The sequence below is a fragment of the Nocardia sp. Marseille-Q1738 genome, assembly GCF_965283145.1.
Genome location: NZ_CBDIMS010000002.1, coordinates 341,880 through 361,751, shown reverse-complemented (window position 1 = coordinate 361,751; position 19,872 = coordinate 341,880). Strand labels below are relative to the sequence as shown.

The 19,872-nt window shown below is 66.3% G+C and carries 18 protein-coding genes, 1 tRNA gene and 2 pseudogenes; 9 read left to right on the top strand and 12 right to left on the bottom strand.

The genetic code is table 11. The features are described from left to right. Positions 1-245: 245 nt before the first annotated feature. Positions 246-851 carry a hypothetical protein gene (locus tag ACWPXK_RS10080; RefSeq protein ID WP_454195791.1) on the bottom strand — a complete coding sequence of 202 codons (606 nt, stop codon included), beginning with the start codon at positions 849-851 and terminating at the stop codon, positions 246-248. Between the two features lie 370 nt (positions 852-1,221). Between ACWPXK_RS10080 and ACWPXK_RS10075 the strand changes: the two genes are divergently transcribed. Continuing rightward, the gene (locus ACWPXK_RS10075) at positions 1,222-2,385 is read left to right on the top strand and encodes a hypothetical protein (RefSeq protein ID WP_454195790.1); all 1,164 of its coding nucleotides are present in this window, start codon (positions 1,222-1,224) and stop codon (positions 2,383-2,385) included. 442 nt (positions 2,386-2,827) lie between these two features. On the opposite strand, the gene ACWPXK_RS10070 is transcribed toward ACWPXK_RS10075, so the two are convergent. Then, on the bottom strand, positions 2,828-3,004 hold the full coding sequence (locus ACWPXK_RS10070; RefSeq protein WP_454195789.1) for a hypothetical protein: 177 nt from the start codon (positions 3,002-3,004) through the stop codon (positions 2,828-2,830). Between the two features lie 512 nt (positions 3,005-3,516). On the opposite strand from ACWPXK_RS10070, the gene ACWPXK_RS10065 reads away from it, so the two are divergent. Further along, a complete protein-coding gene (locus ACWPXK_RS10065; RefSeq protein ID WP_454195788.1) occupies positions 3,517-4,059 on the top strand; it encodes a tyrosine-type recombinase/integrase in 543 nt (180 codons plus the stop codon). Between the two features lie 96 nt (positions 4,060-4,155). Here the strand turns inward: ACWPXK_RS10065 and ACWPXK_RS10060 are convergent. Together ACWPXK_RS10060 and ACWPXK_RS10055 are read right to left on the bottom strand one after the other, a co-directional pair. Further along, positions 4,156-4,228: transfer RNA gene (locus ACWPXK_RS10060), tRNA-Ala, on the bottom strand. A gap of 396 nt (positions 4,229-4,624) precedes the next feature. Beyond that, entirely contained in the window at positions 4,625-5,362 is a 738-nt protein-coding gene (locus tag ACWPXK_RS10055) for a DsbA family protein (RefSeq protein WP_454195787.1), read from the bottom strand. Between the two features lie 266 nt (positions 5,363-5,628). On the opposite strand from ACWPXK_RS10055, the gene ACWPXK_RS10050 reads away from it, so the two are divergent. Beyond that, positions 5,629-6,027, top strand: coding sequence for a GNAT family N-acetyltransferase (locus ACWPXK_RS10050; RefSeq protein WP_454195786.1), 399 nt, complete (start codon positions 5,629-5,631; stop codon positions 6,025-6,027). A gap of 501 nt (positions 6,028-6,528) precedes the next feature. Here the strand turns inward: ACWPXK_RS10050 and ACWPXK_RS10045 are convergent. The 5 genes and pseudogenes from ACWPXK_RS10045 to ACWPXK_RS10025 form a co-directional block, all read right to left on the bottom strand. Continuing rightward, positions 6,529-7,716, bottom strand: a pseudogene (locus ACWPXK_RS10045) (MFS transporter); the annotation flags it as partial. Next, entirely contained in the window at positions 7,706-9,349 is a 1,644-nt protein-coding gene (gene pgm, locus ACWPXK_RS10040) for a phosphoglucomutase (alpha-D-glucose-1,6-bisphosphate-dependent) (RefSeq protein ID WP_454195785.1), read from the bottom strand. The pseudogene ACWPXK_RS10045 and the gene pgm, both read right to left, overlap by 11 nt. Positions 9,350-9,396: 47 nt before the next feature. Further along, a complete protein-coding gene (locus ACWPXK_RS10035; RefSeq protein WP_454195784.1) occupies positions 9,397-9,657 on the bottom strand; it encodes a hypothetical protein in 261 nt (86 codons plus the stop codon). After that, positions 9,654-10,016: a DUF190 domain-containing protein gene (locus tag ACWPXK_RS10030; protein ID WP_454195783.1), complete on the bottom strand. Its 363-nt coding sequence runs from the start codon at positions 10,014-10,016 to the stop codon at positions 9,654-9,656. The genes ACWPXK_RS10035 and ACWPXK_RS10030 overlap by 4 nt, the downstream gene beginning before the upstream one ends. A gap of 439 nt (positions 10,017-10,455) precedes the next feature. Continuing rightward, on the bottom strand, positions 10,456-11,955 hold the full coding sequence (locus tag ACWPXK_RS10025; RefSeq protein WP_454195782.1) for an MFS transporter: 1,500 nt from the start codon (positions 11,953-11,955) through the stop codon (positions 10,456-10,458). 115 nt (positions 11,956-12,070) lie between these two features. Here ACWPXK_RS10025 and ACWPXK_RS10020 point away from each other — a divergent pair, with 115 nt between their 5' ends. Next, positions 12,071-12,748, top strand: coding sequence for a TetR/AcrR family transcriptional regulator (locus tag ACWPXK_RS10020; RefSeq protein ID WP_454195781.1), 678 nt, complete (start codon positions 12,071-12,073; stop codon positions 12,746-12,748). A gap of 54 nt (positions 12,749-12,802) precedes the next feature. Continuing rightward, a complete protein-coding gene (locus ACWPXK_RS10015; RefSeq protein ID WP_454195780.1) occupies positions 12,803-14,101 on the top strand; it encodes a D-arabinono-1,4-lactone oxidase in 1,299 nt (432 codons plus the stop codon). A 43-nt stretch (positions 14,102-14,144) separates the two neighbouring features. Here the strand turns inward: ACWPXK_RS10015 and ACWPXK_RS10010 are convergent, their stop codons facing one another. Beyond that, on the bottom strand, positions 14,145-14,891 hold the full coding sequence (locus tag ACWPXK_RS10010) for an SIR2 family NAD-dependent protein deacylase (protein ID WP_454195779.1): 747 nt from the start codon (positions 14,889-14,891) through the stop codon (positions 14,145-14,147). Between the two features lie 41 nt (positions 14,892-14,932). Here ACWPXK_RS10010 and ACWPXK_RS10005 point away from each other — a divergent pair. The 3 genes and pseudogenes from ACWPXK_RS10005 to ACWPXK_RS09995 all read left to right on the top strand — a co-directional run. Then, a pseudogene (locus tag ACWPXK_RS10005) lies at positions 14,933-15,721 on the top strand (oxygenase MpaB family protein); the annotation flags it as partial. Between the two features lie 429 nt (positions 15,722-16,150). After that, entirely contained in the window at positions 16,151-16,564 is a 414-nt protein-coding gene (locus ACWPXK_RS10000; protein ID WP_454195778.1) for an arsenate reductase ArsC, read from the top strand. Positions 16,565-16,618: 54 nt separating this feature from the next. Beyond that, positions 16,619-17,023, top strand: coding sequence for a VOC family protein (locus ACWPXK_RS09995; protein ID WP_454195777.1), 405 nt, complete (start codon positions 16,619-16,621; stop codon positions 17,021-17,023). Between the two features lie 80 nt (positions 17,024-17,103). Here the strand turns inward: ACWPXK_RS09995 and ACWPXK_RS09990 are convergent, their stop codons facing one another. Together ACWPXK_RS09990 and ACWPXK_RS09985 are read right to left on the bottom strand one after the other, a co-directional pair. After that, entirely contained in the window at positions 17,104-17,817 is a 714-nt protein-coding gene (locus ACWPXK_RS09990; RefSeq protein ID WP_454195776.1) for a helix-turn-helix domain-containing protein, read from the bottom strand. 76 nt (positions 17,818-17,893) lie between these two features. After that, entirely contained in the window at positions 17,894-18,595 is a 702-nt protein-coding gene (locus tag ACWPXK_RS09985; RefSeq protein ID WP_454195775.1) for a TetR family transcriptional regulator, read from the bottom strand. An 86-nt stretch (positions 18,596-18,681) separates the two neighbouring features. Between ACWPXK_RS09985 and ACWPXK_RS09980 the strand changes: the two genes are divergently transcribed. Beyond that, the gene (locus ACWPXK_RS09980) at positions 18,682-19,848 is read left to right on the top strand and encodes an FAD-dependent monooxygenase (RefSeq protein WP_454195774.1); all 1,167 of its coding nucleotides are present in this window, start codon (positions 18,682-18,684) and stop codon (positions 19,846-19,848) included. The last annotated feature ends 24 nt before the right edge of the window (positions 19,849-19,872 follow it).

Sequence of the window (19,872 nt, the reverse complement as noted above, 5' to 3'; positions counted from 1 at the left end):
GATCTGAATTCCCTTGCTGATGAGCGCCGGTCATCAGTACCACGCCACCGCGTGTCGCTCGGAAGCGATACGCATTGACCTGGCGTCGGCTTCTTCTCGATTTCTAATCCGCTCTTGAGTATCCGCGGACACCCGGCGGCTCAGAGACAGCCCAGGCAGGCGATACCGGGGGCGATTCGCCGCACCTGTGACACCGCGGTGACACCGAGGACTATCTCGGGAATCTGCCTCACAGTCCATCGAGATCAGTGTGATGGCGGCCATCCTGGCACAGGCAAGGACTCGGTCCCCAGAGAGGCAACGCGCCACTCATCGCCATCGAACCGCATCGCGATCGGGAAGATGTGCCGGACTTCGCCCGGTTGCCAGGCGCTACCCTCGCGGCCCGCTTGGTCGTGTATGTGCAGCAACTCGACATCAGGTGCCAGTAGCCGAGTGTTGGTACCAGTGCCGCGGACGGCGGGTATGGCTGCTTTGATCGAGCGCACGTGGACTCGTTCGAAGTGTGTCCACAACGGATGGTCTGGGTTTTCCTCTGCGAGAGCGGCTGCAACCGTGTCGCGGTCATAGCCATCAGCATCGAACTGTGCGGCGTTATCGAGGATCCATCGCTGGGCCATGGCCAACCTGAGTGGCGGGTCGACTATGGACCATACCGCCTTGAGGTTGCCCTCCTTGCACACAGAATCGAGGAAGGTGTCAGCCGCCTTGGCTATCCGCGCGTGCCCGAGAAACCTTGCGCGCTCGGCGGGACCCATCTCGCGCAGCTGTTCGTACGCGCCTCGTTCAGATTCGGACATATCCGCGCGCTGTTCGGGCGTCAGCTCTGGCAACTCGTCGAAACCGCTCAAAAGTCGTGGTCCTGTCGGTGGGTTGTGGGCTACGACTGGATCTCGGTGATGTCCGACACAGCGTTACGCCAGGGCGGATTTTAAGGTTGCCCTTTCGGATCCTTGCAGGTCACGGCAGTGTTGGTGGTTGTGGGCAGAGTAGCGCGACCTGGGAAAACAGCCGTTGTTGACGTTGGGTTGGTTGGTGGGGGCCGCTGCTGCTGCGGACTCAGTGCGGACTGGCGTACACCGTCGGCCTTCTGATTGGTACGCATAGACGCGCCTTGCGGTCCGTTTCGAGCTAGTTCTCATCTGGGCCGAGCCTCACGTGGTGTATCAGCGGCGCGAGAGCCAGCGATACTGAACTTATAGGCGCCAAGAAGGGGTTGAAGTGGACAATTTCGAGGCAGAATTCAAATCTATCAACAATCACACAAGAAATCTGCTGAAAGAATACGTAAAATGGGGTCCCAAGATTACTATCGCAGACACTCAGCAATTGATGTACAGCGAGCTGGTAGATTTCGTAAATTTCAGAATGGAGACCGCCGATAGCTGCCTCCTCTTGTCACAGTCAGACAGGATTGCGGACTGTTTAGGACTGTGCCGCTCCCTGTTGGAGAATTATCTATTGTTCATTTTGATGTGCCGCGGACGCAAGACATTCCAGATACGCGATTGCTCACATCTTACCAATGGCCAGTTTAAAGTCCTCCTAGAAGAAGAGCGAGTGAAAGTTTCGGAGAATTATACTTCTGGCAAGAGTAACTACATCGCCGTTATGAAGCATCCCAAGCTGACACGTCGGCTCATATACATATTTGAAGGATTTCGCGGTGAAGATGACCCGGAATTCATTGTTCCTGCACACTACTTCCAGTTCCAAGAATTTCGACCCGACGCTATGCGCCTGACCGGGAGGGCGTACTTCGAGTACATAGAGCATTCGTCAAGGTTCACAGAATCGGAAAGGGAGTACCAGGAAGAGTTGACCCTCCTGTATAGAGAGTTTCTGTCCTACGATGGACTACTCAGGTGTTTAGATATAAATGGGCTTGCAGATTCGGATGATATCGACCGCATCGAAGTCCACTACGTCTTCACCGGTCAATTCTTGCACCCAACGCACGGAGTATCCCGCAACCTGCATGAGAGAAGTAACCATTTCGATGGTAACCCAGCCATCGGATTGAGACATGCTCATCTCCCTCATGCGCGCCTGCTGGCCGCCCTCTACGTCTGCTATCTAACTGCTGGCATTCTCGATGAAATCGTCAGAGTCCACGAAAATGCACCTGCGAAGTACATCAAAGATGCCGGGGTGTCGAAAATTAGAGAGCTAATACAAGAGGTACCGCGTCGGTTTGACTACTTCTGGTTTATATTCAATAAGCCGGCGCCATTCGATAAATACAGGCGCTTTCAATACTCGACTCCCGCTGAGCGTGCACAGTGGAGTGACTGGATGACTGTCCCCGACAATGAACCGAAGTTCAATAAGGACATCTTGAGACATCTCCGAGAATCATTCACGTACTCTCAGGCGTTGCGGTAGGTCAAACAGTCTGTCTGAAAAGCGGAAGGTCGCCGGTTCGATCCCGGCCCTGGCCACCTGTTTCCCCCCTGGCATATCACCTGGTCAGGGGGATTTTTCGTGTCCAGCGCCTGATAGCGCATCCTGCACGTCTTGACCGTGGTTTACCGGCGAGAACCGGGCTGTGATGCACGCAGGGTGCACAGGGTTGGCCCTGTTGGGTGGTGGGTTGCACCCATAGGCGGGCTGGCTGCGCCTGCCCCTTATCGGCCTGCCCTTCGCGCGTAGAGGCTCCGGGGTCAAGAGTCGGCGAATGCCGATCACGCAGTGACGCCGTAGGCGCTCTTGACGCTGGAGGGGCGCGGGAACACAATGCAGGCCACCACACAGCAGGGCCAAGCGGCCGAAGGACGCTCAGAATCGTTCCTGGACACCGTGAAAGGGGCCGAAGCCCCCTCCGGGATCAGTACGGGTGCCGGGCCATGGTCTCGATGTTACGGCGGATGCGGGCGTCGCACTGGTGGCAGCGCCAGCGGATCTCCTGGCGCTCGCCGTGGGTGGGGAACTCGTAGAGGAACGGGACCGCGGCGGGGTTGCTGCATCCGCGAAGCTGGCAGGTGGTGGGCTCGGTGACGTTCATTTCGGTTCCTCTCCGGTCGGGGTGGTCTGGCTGAGGGCGTCTCGATCACGGCTCCGGCGGGTGTCAAGAGTGGCGGTAGCCATCACGGAGTGACGCCGTAGGCGCTCTTGATGCCCGCTGGTGGCGTGATAGCCCTCGGATCAGTCAGACCGCCACGGCCGGAGAGGAACTGGTGACCACCGAGCCCTGTCGGCTGGATGCGGTAACCCTGCTCGTGAATCGGGGGAACCTCGACGGGACCACAGCCGGTCGACCGGGCAGGGCGCCGACGGATTCGTGCACGGCTGCGGGAGGTAAGTCGGGTACGGCTCCCGGCGTGCCCAGCACTGCGAGGACGTTGCGAAAGCGGCCAGACAGGAACGAGGGACGTTCTGCCACGTCGCCAAAACGTGGGGCAACGCACCGACGCGCCCGCCTGCCGCAGCCTGCGGAGGCCGGCGGTTGCGCGTCGCGGCGCGGTGCGCCGCGGAGGCGGCGCGCCAGCGCCGCCCTTGTGGGCGGTGGCGTTGGCGATGGGATTGCGCCGCGGTGAAGCGCTCGGTTTGGAGTGGCATCACGTCGACCTGACTGTCGGGCGCCTGGTGGTCCGTCGCGGACTGCATCGGGTGGACGGAGAGCTGAAGCTCGAGGAGGTCAAGACCGATGGCTCTCGTGCGACGCTGCCCATCCCCCGGCCGCTGCTGGCGATTCTGCGTGAACATCGCAAGCGGCAGATGGAGGAACGGTTCACCGCCGGCAACCAATGGCGTGAGTCCGGGTTGGTATTCACGACGAAACTCGGGCGTCCGATCGAGCCGCGCAATGTCAATCGCATGTTCAAGCGGCTGTGCGAGAAGGCGGGTGTGCCGCAGGTACGAGTGCAGGATCTTCGCCATTCGTGCGCGACGCTGCTGTTCACGAAGGGTGTAGAGGCCGCGACGGTGCAGAAGATACTCCGACACAGCTCGATCACCGTGACGACCGGCATCTACTTGGAGGTGATCGAGGCGGTGAAGCGTGACGCGCTGGATTCAATGGACACCCTGTTCGACTCCACCGACGACACCGCGATCTGAACTGTCGTCAGTTGTGTCGTCAGCCCGGGATTCGAGAGGTGCCGGAACGGCAACGACCAGACCCGGAAACTCGCCGGACCTGGTCTTTTGTTCGAGTGGAGCTAAGGGGACTCGAACCCCTGACCCCCACACTGCCAGTGTGGTGCGCTACCAGCTGCGCCATAGCCCCTAGTGGGTTGCGCTCCGGGCTTTCCCCGCCGCGCTTGAATGAAGTTACACCAACGGTGTGTCGGCCACCAAATCGCCCCGATTCGGGGGCGACAAGACCGGGCTTACGGGATATACTCGAACATGCGTTCGATCATAGGTGGGACGATATGACATCTCGAGGTGCGGTCTAGGAGCAGGGGGCCAGACCGTGCTGTCGAGTGCGCGGGCCGGGTGTCGGCAGGTGGAGCCGACGCCCGGCCCATTGACCAACTGAAAGCTCGGTGGTGGCGATCTCGGGGGCTGGGATGTCGGATTGCGCCGTCGAGTGGGCCGGGGCGTCGACGTGGTGGAGTCGGCGTCTCGGCCCTTCCGTTGGAGATGTCCGTACCCGAGGGTCGATGGACGGACCCACTGATCACTGGGTGAGTGAAGTCACCCAGTTCTCGTCGTTGGCGTCGACCTTGGTCGTGCCGTCGAAGACGGCGGGTGTGGCCGCGGAGCCGCCGAGTGCTTCGCCGAGCGCGGCGGTCTGGGCCATGGCGGTGGTGCGTGCGACGTCGACCTTGGCGCCGGTCGTGATGCACTGCAGCGCCGGTTCGGGGGCTCCCGCGTCCCGGGCGATGGCGGCGAGTGCTTCGTTGTTCAGGTCGCTGCCGCCCTCACTGGGCCGCTTCGTGGTGAACAGCTCGGTGTGGAACTTCGAGTAGACCGGGCCGGAATCGGCTTCGGCCACACACTGATTCGCGGCGACGGCGCGGGTCGAGTAGTCCTTGCTCTGGGAGCGGGCATCGAGGAAGTTCACCAGGCGGTAGCGCACCGCGAGCGCGCCCGCATCGATCTTCTGGGCGATTTCCTGGCCGTAGATGCGCTCCAGGTTGCCGCAGCCGGGGCACAGCGGGTCCTCGAAGAGGTCGATGGTCTTCTTCGCGTCCGGCCGGCCGAGCAGGATCGAGCCGTTCTGCTCGAGCACCGAGTGCACCGCCGGGTCCCGCACCGGACCGTAGCCGTCGTTGCGGACGGTCGCTTCGTCCCGCCCCCATCGGATCGCCGCGATCACGATGAACACGATCAAGGCAAGTGCGACCGCACCCAGCGCATACGTGGTCGTACTCGACATCGGCCGGGGCGTGTAGTTCGAACGAGATTCGCTCACATTGACACTTTGCCGCACCGAACCACTCCAGCCGCCGCCGGGCCATATATCCGCAGGTAACAAGCACCTTGCCGCATACCCCTGATTGCCAGCACATGCCTGCGCCACATGTAGGCACGTGCTGCCGGTCGGCCGCCGCTGCGACGTCCTCTACGCCATGCTCAAAAGCAAACAGCCCTACCGAAATACGGTGGTCCAAGCATCGCCGTGGTGCCACGATGACCTGATCCGATTCGTCATGATGATCTCCGCTGAGAGGATGCCGCATGATCGAGGATCTCCGCATCCGTTTCTCCGTCGACGATGCGATGCTCTCGCGGCTCCACACCGAGGCATTCGGCGGTGACCACGTGCTCAGCCCGTGGAAGGCGCGTCTGGAACGGCACAGCAGATCGTGGGTCGGCGCATTCGTCGGCGATCGGCTTGTGGGGTTCGTGCACGCGGTCTGGGATGGAGGTCGGCATGCGTTCCTCCTCGACGCCATGGTCGCCCCGGACCTCCAGCATCGACGCATCGGAACCAGCCTGGTCACGGCGCTCATCGGCGACCTACGCCAACTCGGTATCGAGTGGCTCCACGTTGACTACGAACCGCACCTCAACGGCTTCTATCGCGACACATGCGGGTTCCGAACCACCGACGCGGGCCTACTGCGACTGAACTGACATCGACAGGCCACGACGAGCGCCGCAACCGCTCAACGAGTCACCGATGTCAGCCTTCGCGTCCCACCGACCAGCTACATAGAGCCTGCCGTTGCGCTTGGACGAGCGCGGCGACAAATCACGAGATCCGTTTCACCGAGTGCGCCCGGTTCGTGGGGCGGCCCGTCGGCGTTTGCGGCGGGAGACAGCACTGCGTGGAGTGGTCGGTGATGCATCCGATTCGGCAACTGCTGTGCCCGGCACGGCCACTGCAGCTCGGAAGTCGCCCGCTCGAGGGTCACGCGACTCACCTGCCAGCGCTTCGTTTCCACCGCCGACCGTCGCGGGCTCACCTGGCACCGCTGTTCCAGGGTCACGATCTCCCGACGAACCGCTCACTATCGCTCCGGACTCCGGCGCAACCGGCACCGGCCGCTCGGCCACCAATGCACCAGGCGAGCCGGCCTCTCGGCCAGGTACGGAGTAATCACCACCGAGCCGATCCGATGGGCTTTCCGCGTGCACCGGACGGCGTCGCAGCGGCTCGGGGACGACGGACCAGACGATCGCGGCGAGGGCGAGCAGGGCACCGGTCACGCCGAGCGCGAGCTCGTAGGACACCTGCTGCGCGAGGGCGCCGACCGCGACCGGGCCCAGCACGGTGCCGAGGTCGGCGGCCATCTGGAAACCGGCCAGAACAGGTCCGCCGCGCGCTTTGGGGCCGATGATGTCGGCCACCGCTGCCTGCTGGGTCGGGGTGAACATGCCGGAACCGAGTCCGGCGAGGAACGAGGTGGCCAGCAGCCACGGCAGGCTCGTCGCCATGCCGAGTCCCGCGGTGCCCGCGGCGCACACCAGCGAGCCTACGATCACGAACGGTTTCCGCCCCCACCGATCGGACAGCCGTCCCGAGGCGAACAGCACCGCGACGTTGCCCGCCGCGAATACCGTCAGCGCGACGCCCGCCATCCCGGGCGCCTGGTGCAGCACCTCGACGACGAGCAGCGGCACCAACGCCATCCGCACTCCGAACACGGCCGCGCCATTGGCGAAGTTCGACAGCAGCACCGCCCGGTACTCCGGCCGCGCCCATCCCTCCCGGAACGACATCATCCGGACGCCGCCGACCGGCTCGGGCGCGGCCAACGCCGAATTCCGCAGGCTCAGGTGCACGACGACGCTCACGACGAGCAGCGCGACCGCGTAGATCACGAACGGCCACCGCAACCCGAGGCCGGACAACGCGCCGCCGACCAGCGGACCGCTCACCGAGCCGACCAGGAAGCTGGTCGACCACAGGCCGGATACCCGGCCGCGCTGTTCGGGCGGAGACATCCGGATGACCAGTGCCAGCGACGACACGGTGAACATGGTCGACCCGATGCCACCGAGCGACCGCAACACCATCAGCTGCCAATAACTTTGGGCCAGCGCACTGGCGCCGGTGGACAGCGCGACGATCAGCAGCCCGCCGAGGTAGACCGACCGCTCCCCCAGCCGCTGCACCAGCCGCCCGCTCACCGGCGCGAACAGCAACCGCATCAGGGCGAACGCGGAGACGATCGCCGAAGCGGCCGCCACGCCGACACCGAACCCACGCGCGAACTGCGGCAGCACCGGGGCAACCAGACCGAACCCGATGGCGATCACGAACGCGCCCCCGACCAGCACCCAGATCTCGGTGGGCAGGGGCTTGGATCTACCGGTCACCGGACAACGCCCGCCCGACCAATTCCTCCGCGGCCGTCTGCACCTCGGCCAGGTGCTCGGGGCCGTGGAACGACTCCGCGTAGATCTTGTACTTGTCCTCGGTGCCGGAGGGGCGGGCGGCGAACCACGCGTTCTCGGTGGTGACCTTGAGGCCGCCGAGTGGCGCGCCGTTGCCCCGCGCCCTGGTGAGCACGGCGGTGACCGGTTCTCCGGCGATCTCCTTCGTGGTGATCATGTCCGGAGTCAACTTCGCGAGCAGCTGTTTCTGTTCCGCGGTGGCGGATGCGTCGATCCGCGCGTAGGCGGGGCTGCCGTAGCGGCGTTCCAGTTCGACGTAGCGCGCCGAGGGGCTCTGCCCGGTGACCGCGGCGATCTCCCCTGCCAGCAGTGCCAGCAGGATGCCGTCCTTGTCGGTGGTCCACACGGTGCCGTCCATCCGCAGGAACGACGCGCCCGCGCTCTCCTCGCCGCCGAAAGCCAGGCTGCCGCTGAACAATCCGGGTACGAAGAACTTGAATCCGACCGGCACCTCGTGCACGTCCCGGCCCAGCACGGAGACCACCCGGTCGACCATGGACGACGTCACCGCGGTCTTGCCGATCTTGGTCAGCGCGTCCCAGCCCATCCGGTTGGCGACCAGGTATTCGATCGCCACCGCCAGGAAGTGGTTCGGATTCATCAACGCACCGTCGGGCGTGACGATGCCGTGGCGGTCGGCATCGGCATCGTTGCCGGTGGAGATGTCGTAGTCGTCCTTGATCGCGATCAGCGAAGCCATCGCATAGCGCGAGGACGGGTCCATCCGGATCTTGCCGTCACTGTCGAGCGTCATGAACCGCCAGGTGGGATCCACGAACGGGTTGACCACCTCGAGCTCGAGGTCGAAGCGCTGACCGATCTCCTCCCAGTAGTCGACGCTGGCGCCGCCCATCGGGTCGGCGCCGAGCCGGATACCCGCTCCGCGGATGGCGTCCAGGTTCAGCACGTTGGGCAGGTCGTCGACGTAGTGGCCCAGGTAGTCGTAGCGTTCCACGCCGGTTTCCAGCGCGCGCCGCAGTGTGGTGCGTTTGACCTCGGCCAACCCGCCCAGCAGCAGTTCGTTGGCACGGGCGGCGATGGCGTCGGTGGCCGTGTTGTCGGCCGGACCGCCGTGCGGCGGGTTGTATTTGAAGCCGCCGTCACGCGGCGGGTTGTGCGACGGGGTGACCACGATGCCGTCGGCCTGGTGCCTGGCGCCGCCTCGATTGTGGCGCAGCACAGCGTGACTCAGCGCCGGGGTGGGGGTGTAGCGATCGCGCGCGTCGATCACCGCGGTGACGTCGTTGGCGGCGAGCACCTCGAGCGCGGTGGTCCACGCGGGCTCCGACAGCGCATGGGTGTCCCTGGCCAGGTAGACCGGTCCGGTGATGCCGCGGGTGGCACGGTATTCGACGATCGCCTGGGTGATCGCGAGAATGTGCGCCTCGTTGAATGCGCTGTCCAGGCTGGAGCCGCGATGCCCCGAGGTACCGAACGCCACACGCTGGGACGGATCCAGCACATCGGGGACGCGGCTGTAGTACGCGGTCACCAGATGCGCGATGTCCTCCAGATCGGTGGGACGCGCGGGACGCCCGGCTCGATCGTGGGCCATGCTCGGGTCTCCCTTCCGTATCGGCTGTGCCCGGCTCGTCATCAGGATCATGTCCACGACCGCCTGGCCACCGCCGACCCCACGGCCACGTCGATCACGTCGGCCACCAGCCGGATCCTCTCGTAGCCGAACGTGCTGAACGTGGTCGGCGCGGTGCGGGAATCCGAGCCCGCGGCGGCGAGCCGCCGCATGCCGGTCCTCGCGTCGCTGCGATCACCGAGCCGCGCCGAACCGACAATGGTAACGGTCGACACCGCCTCCGGCATCGGCGCGTCGAAACCCGCTGGTACGCCGCACGGTACTGTCATCGCTCACCTCCCTGCCACAGTTCCACCGGTGCCAGCGTGACGTTGACCGACGCGAGCAGTTCGGCATTCTGTTCGACGAACGCGCGAAGGCGTTCCGGCTCGTCGACCAGCACCAGCATCAGCGGAAGATGGTCGGCCATATCCAGGATCCGGGTGGTGTGGACGTGCGAGGACGCGCCGTACCCCTCGATGCCGCGCCACACGCTGGCACCCGCGAGCCCAGTGTCCCTGGCCCGCCGCACGATCTCGTGGTACAGGGGCGTGTGCCGCCACTTGTCGTCCTCGTCGAGCAGCACGGTCAGCCGTGCCGCCGGCCGCCACTGTCCCGCTGCGGGAGAACCCGTTTGCGGACCACTCACTGCCTGACCCCCTTTCGTCGTGCCGTTCCCGTCGATCGCCGAACCGAACCAGGTAGCCGCCGTGCATGCCCCGCGCCGGGCTTCGACGTCCCGGCTACGCCACCGCCACTCCCCTGGCGGACGAGCGCGAGGAGCACCGCGCCCGATCCGAGGAGTCTACGAACCTCGCGGGTTGGGTGGAGAGGGTGGTGCCGCCGCCGCGTACGCCGATGCCCCAGAAGGGGACGTAGCAGTCTTTTAGCTACCCACGTTGCGGCGGCCGGAATCATCGGGATTCCTATTGCAAAGCATCCCACGACAATTACGGTGTGGGTCGGACGGGGCCCGTCCCATGCGGTGGGAGAAAACTTCCCACAGACAAACGGCCGCCGCTCCCGCGATCAGGTCGCGGGAGCGGCGGCCACTGCTCGAGCGCCGGATCGACGGCGCCGCCTCGGCGTCAGTGAGCGAGTACCGGCTCGCCCTCGGCGGGCACGGGTGCCGTGCTCGGCATGAGCACCGCGGTGAGGATGCCACCAGCCACGAAGATCGCGGTGGCCCACCAGAAGCTGGTGGTGTAGCTCTCGATCGCGGACTGGGCGATGGTCAGCGGATCCGGCTTCCGGGCGGACAGGTAGTCACTGGCCGCGGAGGCGGCGATGGTGCTGAGCAGCGCCGTGCCGATCGACCCGCCGACCTGCTGGCTGGTGTTGATCATGGCCGAGGCCACGCCCGCGTCCTCGTGCTGCACGCCCGAGGTCGCGCCCTGGAAGGCGATCGCCATCGCGCCGCCGAGGCCGAGGCCGAGCAGGATCAGGGCGGGCAGGATGTGGGTGGCATAGCCGGTGTCCAAACCGATCCGGGTCAACCAGAGCATGCCTGCCGCCGCGACCAGGAAGCCGCCGCTGACCACGATCTTCGGCCCGATCTTCGGCAGCAGCAACGACGGGGCGGTGGTGGAGGATGCGATCATCGCGGCGACCATCGGCAGGAACGCCACACCGGTCATGATCGGCGAGTAGCCCAGCGTCAACTGCATGTAGTAGGTGAGGAACAGGAAGATCGCGAACATCCCGATGCCCATGACGAAGACCGTCAGGTAGGAGGTGCCGCGCATCCGGTCGAGCACGATCCGCACCGGAAGCAGCGGATGCGCGACCCGGGTCTCCAGCCAGGCGAACACCGCGAGCAGCGCGGCACCGCCGATCAGGAAGGCGAGAGTGACGCTGTTGGTCCACCCGTCCGATTCCGCGTGCGAGAACCCGTAGACGATGCCGAACAGGCCTGCGGTGACCACGACGGTGCCGGGGATGTCGAGCTTGGGCCGCTCGGTGCTGGCGTGCTTGGCCAGCAGCAGCACCGCACCGACCAACGCGACGGCCGCGAAAGCCAGGTTGACGAACATCACCCAGCGCCAGGACGCCCACTCGGTGAGCGCGCCGCCGAGCAGCAGGCCGATGGCGCCGCCGGTACCGGCGACCGCGCCGAAGATGCCGAACGCCTTCGCCCGCTCGGACGGTTCGGTGAAGGTCACGGTGAGCAGCGACAGCGCCGCGGGCGCCAGCAGCGCGCCGAAGACACCCTGACCCACGCGTGCGGCGACGAGCATCTCGAAACTGGTGGCCGCGCCGCCGATGGCGGAGGCGACCGCGAAACCGACCAGGCCGACGTTGAAGGTGTTGCGCCTGCCGAACAGGTCACTGAGACGTCCGCCGAGCAGCAGGAGGCTGCCGAAGGCCAGCGCGTACCCGGTGACCACCCACGAGCGGTCGCCGTCGCTGAAGCCGAGGTCCTGCTGGGCCGCGGGCAGCGCGATGTTCACCACGGTCGCATCGAGCACGACCATGAGCTGAGCGACGCCGAGGACGGCGAGTACCCACCAGCGCAGGGCGTGCGAGCCGCGCCTGCCGCTTCCCGTCTTCTCGGGCGCGGACGCCCCACGGTCGATCGCGGTAGTCATGTGTCCCCTTTGTCCGAGCGGTGATCCGGAGGCGATCCCTCCGCTTGATGAAGAATCTACCACTTTAACGGAGACAACGCCTCCACTTAATCCCGGACATTGATAGAATGGCTTTGTGAATCACGCCACGGTCGCCTCCCCACCCCGGCGCCTGCGGGCCGATGCCGCGCGCAATCAACAGCGGATCATCGCCGCGGCGCGCGAACTGTTCGCCGACCACGGGCTCGAGATCACCCTCGACGACGTGGCCGAGCGCGCGGGCGTGGGCGTCGGCACGGTCTACCGCCGCTTCGCGAACAAGAAGGAACTGATCGTCGAAGTCTTCGATCAGAACCTGAACGATTTCGCCGATGCCGCCGACGCCGCCTACCGGCACCCGGATCCCTGGTTCGGGCTGGTCGAGTTCTTCGAATACGCCTGTCGACATATGGCGACCAACCGTGGGTTCAGCGAGGTGATGCTCGAACTCGAGGACGACGAGACCGACCGCTTCGTTGTCGTGCGTGATCGCATCAAGCCCACCGTGACGGCCATCTGCGCCCGAGCACGCGACGCGGGAGTTCTCGCCGAGGGCATCGAGCCGTCGGACTTCTTCGCGCTCGTGCACATGGTGGACGGCGTCGCCGAGTTCGCAAGGCCGGTCAATCCCGATGTATGGCAGCGCTATATGGCCATCGCGCTCAACGGCGTACGCGCGGACGGCACGCCGCGCCAGCATCTCGTCGTCCCGCCGCTGAGCGACGAGGAAGTCGAGCAGGCCAAGCAGCACGCCTGCGGGGGACGCAAGCGGTAGCGAAATCACAGCATAAGTAGCGCGCGTCACGATCGCTCCCGTAGAGTTGGTCATATGACCAATTCGTGGGTGAACTGGGCCGGCGATCAGCAGTGCGCGCCCGCGATCGTGGCCACGCCGCGTTCCGTCGACGAATTGGCCGATCTGCTCGGCAGCGCCGAGACCGAGGGCCACACCGTGCGCGTGGCGGGCACCGGTCATTCGTTCAGCGACGCCGTCCTCACCGACGGTATGGTGCTGAGCCTGGCGCGGCTGAACCGCGTGCTCGACGTGGACTCCGCAACCGGTCTCGTCCGGGTCGAGGCGGGCATCACCCTGAACGCCGCGAGCACCGCCTTACACGAACACGGCCTCGCCTTCCCGAACCTCGGCGACATCGACGTGCAGACCGTGGCCGGCGCTACCGCCACCGCCACCCACGGCACCGGCGCGAAGTTGCAGAACCTTTCCGCCGCAGTGCAATCGGTGGAACTGATGCTCGCGGATGGCAGCCGGGTCGAGTTGAACGAGCAGACCGACCCGGACGGCTGGCGCGCGGCGCAGGTGAGCGTCGGTGCCCTTGGCGTCGTCACCGCCATGACGCTGCAGATGGTGCCCTCTTTCGTGCTGGAGGGCATAGAGCGCCCGGTCCCGGTGGAGGACGTGCTCGCCGACCTGGATTCGTTCGTCGACGGCAACGAGCATTTCGAGTTCTACATGTTCGCGCACAGCTCGCTGGCCATGACAAAGCGCAACAACCGGGTATCCCTGCCCGAGCGGCCGCGCGCCAAGTCCGTCGACTGGTTCGCCGACATCCTGATGTCCAACTACCTGTTCGACGCGCTGTGCAAGCTGAGCCGCCGAGAGCCGCGTCTGGTCCCGTTGATCCACCGCAGCGCCGCCTACGCCGGCAGCTACCGGCGCCAGGTGAACCGGTCCTACCGCGTGTTCGCGTCGCCGCGGCTGATCCGCTTCACCGAGATGGAGTACGCGATCCCGCGCGAGCACTCCGCCGACGCCATCCGCGAGATCAAAGAACTGGCGACGAAATTCGACACGCCGATGCCCATCGAGGTGCGGTGGGTCGCGCCGGACGACGCGTTCCTCTCCCCCGCGGGCGGCCGGGAAACCTGCTACATCGCCGTGCACCAGTACCGCGGGATGGACTTCGATCCGTACTTCCGTGCCTGCGAAGCGGTTTTCGATCGCTACCAGGGACGACCGCACTGGGGTAAGCGCCACTTCCAGACCGCCGCCACCCTGCGCGACCGCTATCCCGACTGGGATCGGTTCGCCGAGGTGCGCCGTCGGCTCGATCCCAAGGGACGTTTCGCCAACGGCTACCTCGATCGGGTGCTCGGCCCGGTGGGCTGAACCGGATTCCGCGGCCGCCGCGGCCGGTTGGCAGATAGAGCGATCAGGCGGCGAGAATCTCCGCTACGAGGCGCGGCACGGCGGTTCCGATCGGCTCGCGGATGATCTCGGTGGCCAGTTCGTCATACGGCGTCGGCTCGGCGTTGACGATGACCAGGTCGGCGCCGCCGCGCACGGCGACGGCGCACATCGACGCGGCGGGCTCCACCTGTAGCGACGTTCCGATGGCCAGGAAGATGTCGCTGGTCTCCGCGGTGATGACGGCCTTGGCCATGGTGCGTCGGTCCATCTGCTGACCGAACATCACGGTGGCGGCCTTGAGGATGCCACCGCAGCCGGGACAGGCCGGATCCGGTTCGCCCGCGGTCACGCGCTCCAGAGTGGCGGCCATCGTGGTCTGGAAGTCGCATTCGATGCAGACCACGTCGAACATGTTGCCGTGGATCTCGATCACCCGCTCTGGCGAGGACCCCGCCCGCTGGTGCAAGCGGTCGATGTTCTGCGTGATGATGGTGACCGCCCGACCAGCCCGTTCCAGATCGGCCAGCGCATTGTGCGCCGGGTTCGGCACGGCCTGCCATGCCGGATTGTCCCGCCGGGCCAGCCAGGCACGCTTCCGCAGATCCGGGTCGGACACATAGTTCTGATAGGTGGAAAGCAGTTCGGCGATCGGGTCTTTCGTCCACAACCCGCGCGGGCCGCGGAAATCCGGGATACCGGAATCGGTGGAGATACCCGCGCCGGTGAGCACTCCGATCCGGCCGGTACGACTGCGCCACTCGGTCGTCATGCTTGCCAGCCTAGGGGCAGCGGCGGGAGGCAGGATCGGGCTCGGCCTTCCTGCTGCAGACCATGGAGCCGACCATCTCCGCGGTGGTCGACGAGTACTCCACCTTCCGCACCGACCCGATGGGCCGTGCCGTGCGCAGCCTGGCCTCAGTGATGATGTGGATCTACGGCGGCGACGAGGCGCTCGCCGAGGCCGACCGGCTTCGGGAACTGCACGCGTCGCTGAACACCACCGACGCCGACGGCGTGCGGCGCACCGCGCTGTCCAGCGGCCCGTGGGCCTGGGTACTGCACACCGGGACTTTCGCGTTCACCGAGAGCGCGGAGTACTTCGCCCGCCGCCCGCTTACCGCGCCCGAGAAGGAGGCGTACTTCCAGGAGACGGTGCAGCTGATGCGCAATTTCTCCGTGCCGCCCAAGGAGATCCCGGCGAACTACGCCGCGTTCGAGGAGTTCTTCGCAGACACCGTCGCCAACCACCTGGTCGCGACCGACACCGCGCGGGACTACCTCCGGGTGATCCGCTCGGTCGCCCCACCGAAGCAGCTGCCGCGCGCGCTACGACCGGCCTGGAAGGCGGCGGTGGCGCCCGTGGGATGGCTCCAGTACTTCGTGACGGTGGGCACCACCCCCGAGGCCGCGCGGGAGAAGCTGGGACTGACCTGGACGGCGTCCGATGAACGCAAACTTCGCGCACTCGGCCGGCTGATCGCGCGGATCGTCCCGCTGCTGCCGGAGCGGCTGCGCTACTTCCCGATCGCCTATGAAGCACGCCGCCTGGAACGCGACCGGCGGCGACTGCGCAAGATGATCGATATGCGTCCGATCTGACGTGCCGCCTCCTGAACGCGTTCCGGACACCTCATAGGGCGGTGCGACCGGTTCGGCATGACGGTCCGGCCGGATCGAAATCCACAGGGCAACAACACATCCCGAAGAGGCGGAGCCCACGGCCGCCCATTCGGCAGCGAACGGTCACGGATCAGTGACGGCAAACGCCGGGCCACCATCGTTCGGTCCGATCCGCCACGCCACGGCGCCGACATCTCGCAACAGCTGTACGACAACGCCTTCGAGCCGGTGACCTGCGATCTTTCGGTGCTTCCTCGCGTCAACGCACGGCCAGCGGTAACGATTCGCGGCGCGCTGGTATACGTATCTCGTACGCTACGACAGCGTTTCGGCTCCACCACCACACCGGACGGCCCGTCCGGCGGCCAGCACACGCAGGCTCCACCCTGTTCATCGAAAGGCGTTCGCATGTCCCACAAGCCCAGTGTGCTGTTCGTCTGCGTGGAGAACGCGGGCCCTTCGCAGATGGCCGCCGGGTTACTCACCACCCTCGCCGGGGAGCGGTTCGACGTGCGATCGGCGGGCAGCGCACCCGCCGAGACCCTCGACGCGACCGTGGTCGACGCCATGGCCGAGATCGGCATCGACATCTCCGGCTACACCCCCAAACCACTCACCATGGATGCGGTCGGCATTTCCGACGTCGTGATCACCATGGGTTGCGGGGACGCCTGCCCCTTCTTCCCCGGCATCAGCTACCGCGACTGGGTACTGCCCGACCCCGCCGGCCAGACCATCGACGTGGTACGCACCATCCGCGACCGCATCCGCATCCTGGTGGAGAACCTGATCGCCGAGCTGGTCCCCGCGCCTGCGCGCTGAAGGCTGTCCGATTCGTTCAAGACGGTCCGGCCCGCCGCTGCTTACCCTGCCGGTATGACTCCACGACTCGACGTCATCGGCATCATCGTCACCGATATGGCCGCCTCGGTGGCCTTCTACCGCCGTCTCGGCCTCGACTTTCCTCCGGGCGCGGAACAGGAAGGGCACGCCGAGGCCGCGTTGCCCAATGGCCTGCGGGTCACGCTGGACACCGAGGCCGTCATCAAGTCCTTCCACTCCGAGTGGGCGCCTCCGACCGGAGCGGGCCGCGTCGGGATCGCGTTCCGCTGCGCCGACCCCGCGGAGGTCGACGCCGTGTACGCCGATCTGGTGGACGCCGGGTACCACGGCGAATTGAAGCCGTGGGACGCGTTCTGGGGGCAGCGGTACGCGGTGGTGCAGGATCCCGACGGCAACGGCGTCGACTTGTACGCCGCGCTTCCCACGGCTACCGAATAACCGCCTGGCACCGCCGTGGAAGTCGGCGGGCCGGTAGCCTTGATCGCGACCATAGGCGGGACCAGGTGCGCTCGGATCAACTAGGACCGGGCGAGAAACTCCCCCAACGGAATCCCGGCCAGTGCGCGCACCTCTCGAGACAGGTGTGCCTGGTCGGCGAACCCCGCCAGCATCGCGGTTTCCGCGAGCGGGACACCGTCGCGCACCGAGGCCAGTGCACGTTGCAGGCGCAGCACCCTGGCCAGAGTCTTCGGGCCGTAGCCGAAGGCGGCCAGCGAGCGCCGGTGCAGGGTCCGCTCGCCCAGGCCCGCCGCGGCGGCGACCGCGGCCACCGACCAATCGGCCGCCAGCGCGGCGACCACTCGCCGCATGAGCGGATCGGCCCGTTCGGCATCGGTCGCCCGCCGCAGCACGATTCGTTCCAGCGCCATGCTCTGATCGTCGGCGGACTCGAGCTGACCGATCAGCGACCGGACCGCCGCCGACGGCCACAGATCCGCGAGATCGACCCGTTGATTCAGCAGTTCGTACGCGGGGACGCCGAGCAGTGCGGGTGCGGTACCCGGGAAGAATCGAATGCCGACATACCGGCCGCCCTGGGGCCCGGCAGGGTGGTAGGCCTGCGTATCCGGACCCGCGACGACCAGCCGCCCCGCCATCCAGATCAGATCCATGCACCCGTCCGGCAGCACGGGCGGCGCCGGGTTTCGGCCATCGACGGTTTTGGTCCACAGCACAGCGCCCTCGTACCACGACCTCCGCTCCCGGTAAGCGCCCACGACGACCTCGTTCACCCCGCCGACGTTACGCCCGCCCACCGACAGAACCGCGACGCAATTTGTCTCGAAAATGATGTCTCAAAAATTCGTACTATTTGAGATAGCGATAGAGCGTCGCACGGGAGACACCCAGAGCACGGGCGATAACCGGGACGCTGCGCCCCTCCTCCGTGTGCATTCGGCGCGCGGCCTCGACCTGCTCCGAGGTCAGCGCCGCGGGCCGCCCTCGCGGTGCGGACGCGCGCGGAGCATGCCCCGTTGGCGCCAGCAGCAGGCGCACCCCCTCCAGCACCTCCGCACGCAACTGCTCCACCGGAGCGTCGGCGTACAGCACCACCGGATCACTGAGCCCGGCGACCGCCTGTGCCGCGCGAACGCGCTCGGCGAAGCCGGCGTCCGGGCCCGCGACCAGCACATTGGCCTGCATCATGACCTTGCTGAAACGGTCGAGAATGCTTCCGGGAGCGGCTAATGCCAGATCTCGGACATTGAGCCGCAGCAGATAGCGGTGGGCGAGGAAGACATCGAGCAACCCTTCCACGACCCGGCGGCGCGCCACCCGAGGATCAGGGTCGCTCGCGTCGGCGACCGTCCGCTCCATGGCGACCAGCAGCGGTTCGGTCAAACCGGCGAGGATGTCGTGCTTGCTCGGATAGTGATACAGCACGCCGGCCTTGGTGATGCCGAGTTGCTCGGCGATGGCGCGGACCGTGGTGCGGTGATAGCCGTGCGCGCTGAACAGATCCATGGCCACCTCGAGTATGCGCGCGCGGGTGGTCTTGTCCTCGGTCACCGCCCGGATTCTACCGTTGACTGACCGATGGTCAGCGATCTACATTCGGCACTGACCAATGGTCAGTCAAAGACGAGGAGCTTCCCATGGCGAACCAGCCCAGAATTCTCATCTCCGGCGCGAGCATCGCCGGACCCACGCTCGCGTACTGGCTGGTGCGCCACGGTTTCCGGCCCGCGGTGGTCGAGCGGAGCCCTGCTCTCCGCCCCGGCGGCAACGGCGTCGATATCCGCGGAGCGGCGGTGCACATCGCGGACCGGATGGGGCTGCTGTCGCGGCTGCGTGAACAGGCGACCGACATCCGCGAGCTGACCTTCGTGAACGCCGCTGGACGGCGCGTCGCGGGGATGAGCACCCGCGCCTTCAACGCGGAGGGCGACATCGAGATCATGCGCGGCGACCTCGCACAGGTGTTGTACGAGGCGACGGCCGACGACGTCGAGTTCACCTTCGGGGACTCGATCGCCGCGATCAGCCAGCGCCGAGACGCCGTCGAGGTGACCTTCGACAGCGGCGCGGAGGCGGAATTCGACCTCGTCATCGGCGCCGACGGGCTGCATTCGCGGACGAGAAACCTCGCCATCACCCCGGAAGCCGATGCCGTGCACCATCTCGGCCTGTATTTCGCTACCGCGCGGGCCGACGCCGAGCTCGGACGTCCGCGTGCGGTGGACCTCTACAACACACCGGGGAAAGCGGCGGGCGTCTACCGGTCGGGGGCCCACGACACCGCGACCGCGTTCTTCGCGTTCCGGGAAGCCCGCGTACTGGACGTGGACTACCGCGACCAGAACGCGCAGAAATCATTGCTCCGCGACTATTTCGACGGCGCTGGATGGCGGGTGTCCACGCTGCTCGACCAAGCCGCCGCGGACGACGGCTTCTACTTCGACGCGGTGAGCCAGGTCCGCATTCCCGCCTGGTCGAGCGGCCGGGTCGCGCTGGTGGGGGACGCGGGTTACTGCGCGACGCCGCTGTCCGGCGCGGGTGCGGCGCTCGCCATCGAGGGCGCGCATCTGCTCGCGACGGAACTCGCCGCGGCCGAGGGTGACCACCGTATCGCCTTCCGCCGCTACGAGGAAAGGCTGCGGCCGAGGGTGTCGCGGGCGCAGCGATCGGTGCGCGCCGGCCGCGCCATGCTGATTCCGGCCACCAGCGGTCAGATCTGGTTGCGCAATCAGCTGACCCGTCTGATGGTGCTGCAAGCCCTGGCAGCCAGGGTGTTCCGGCCGACCACCGAACGGGCCGCCTGAACGGACCGATTCGCTGCCGCTTCG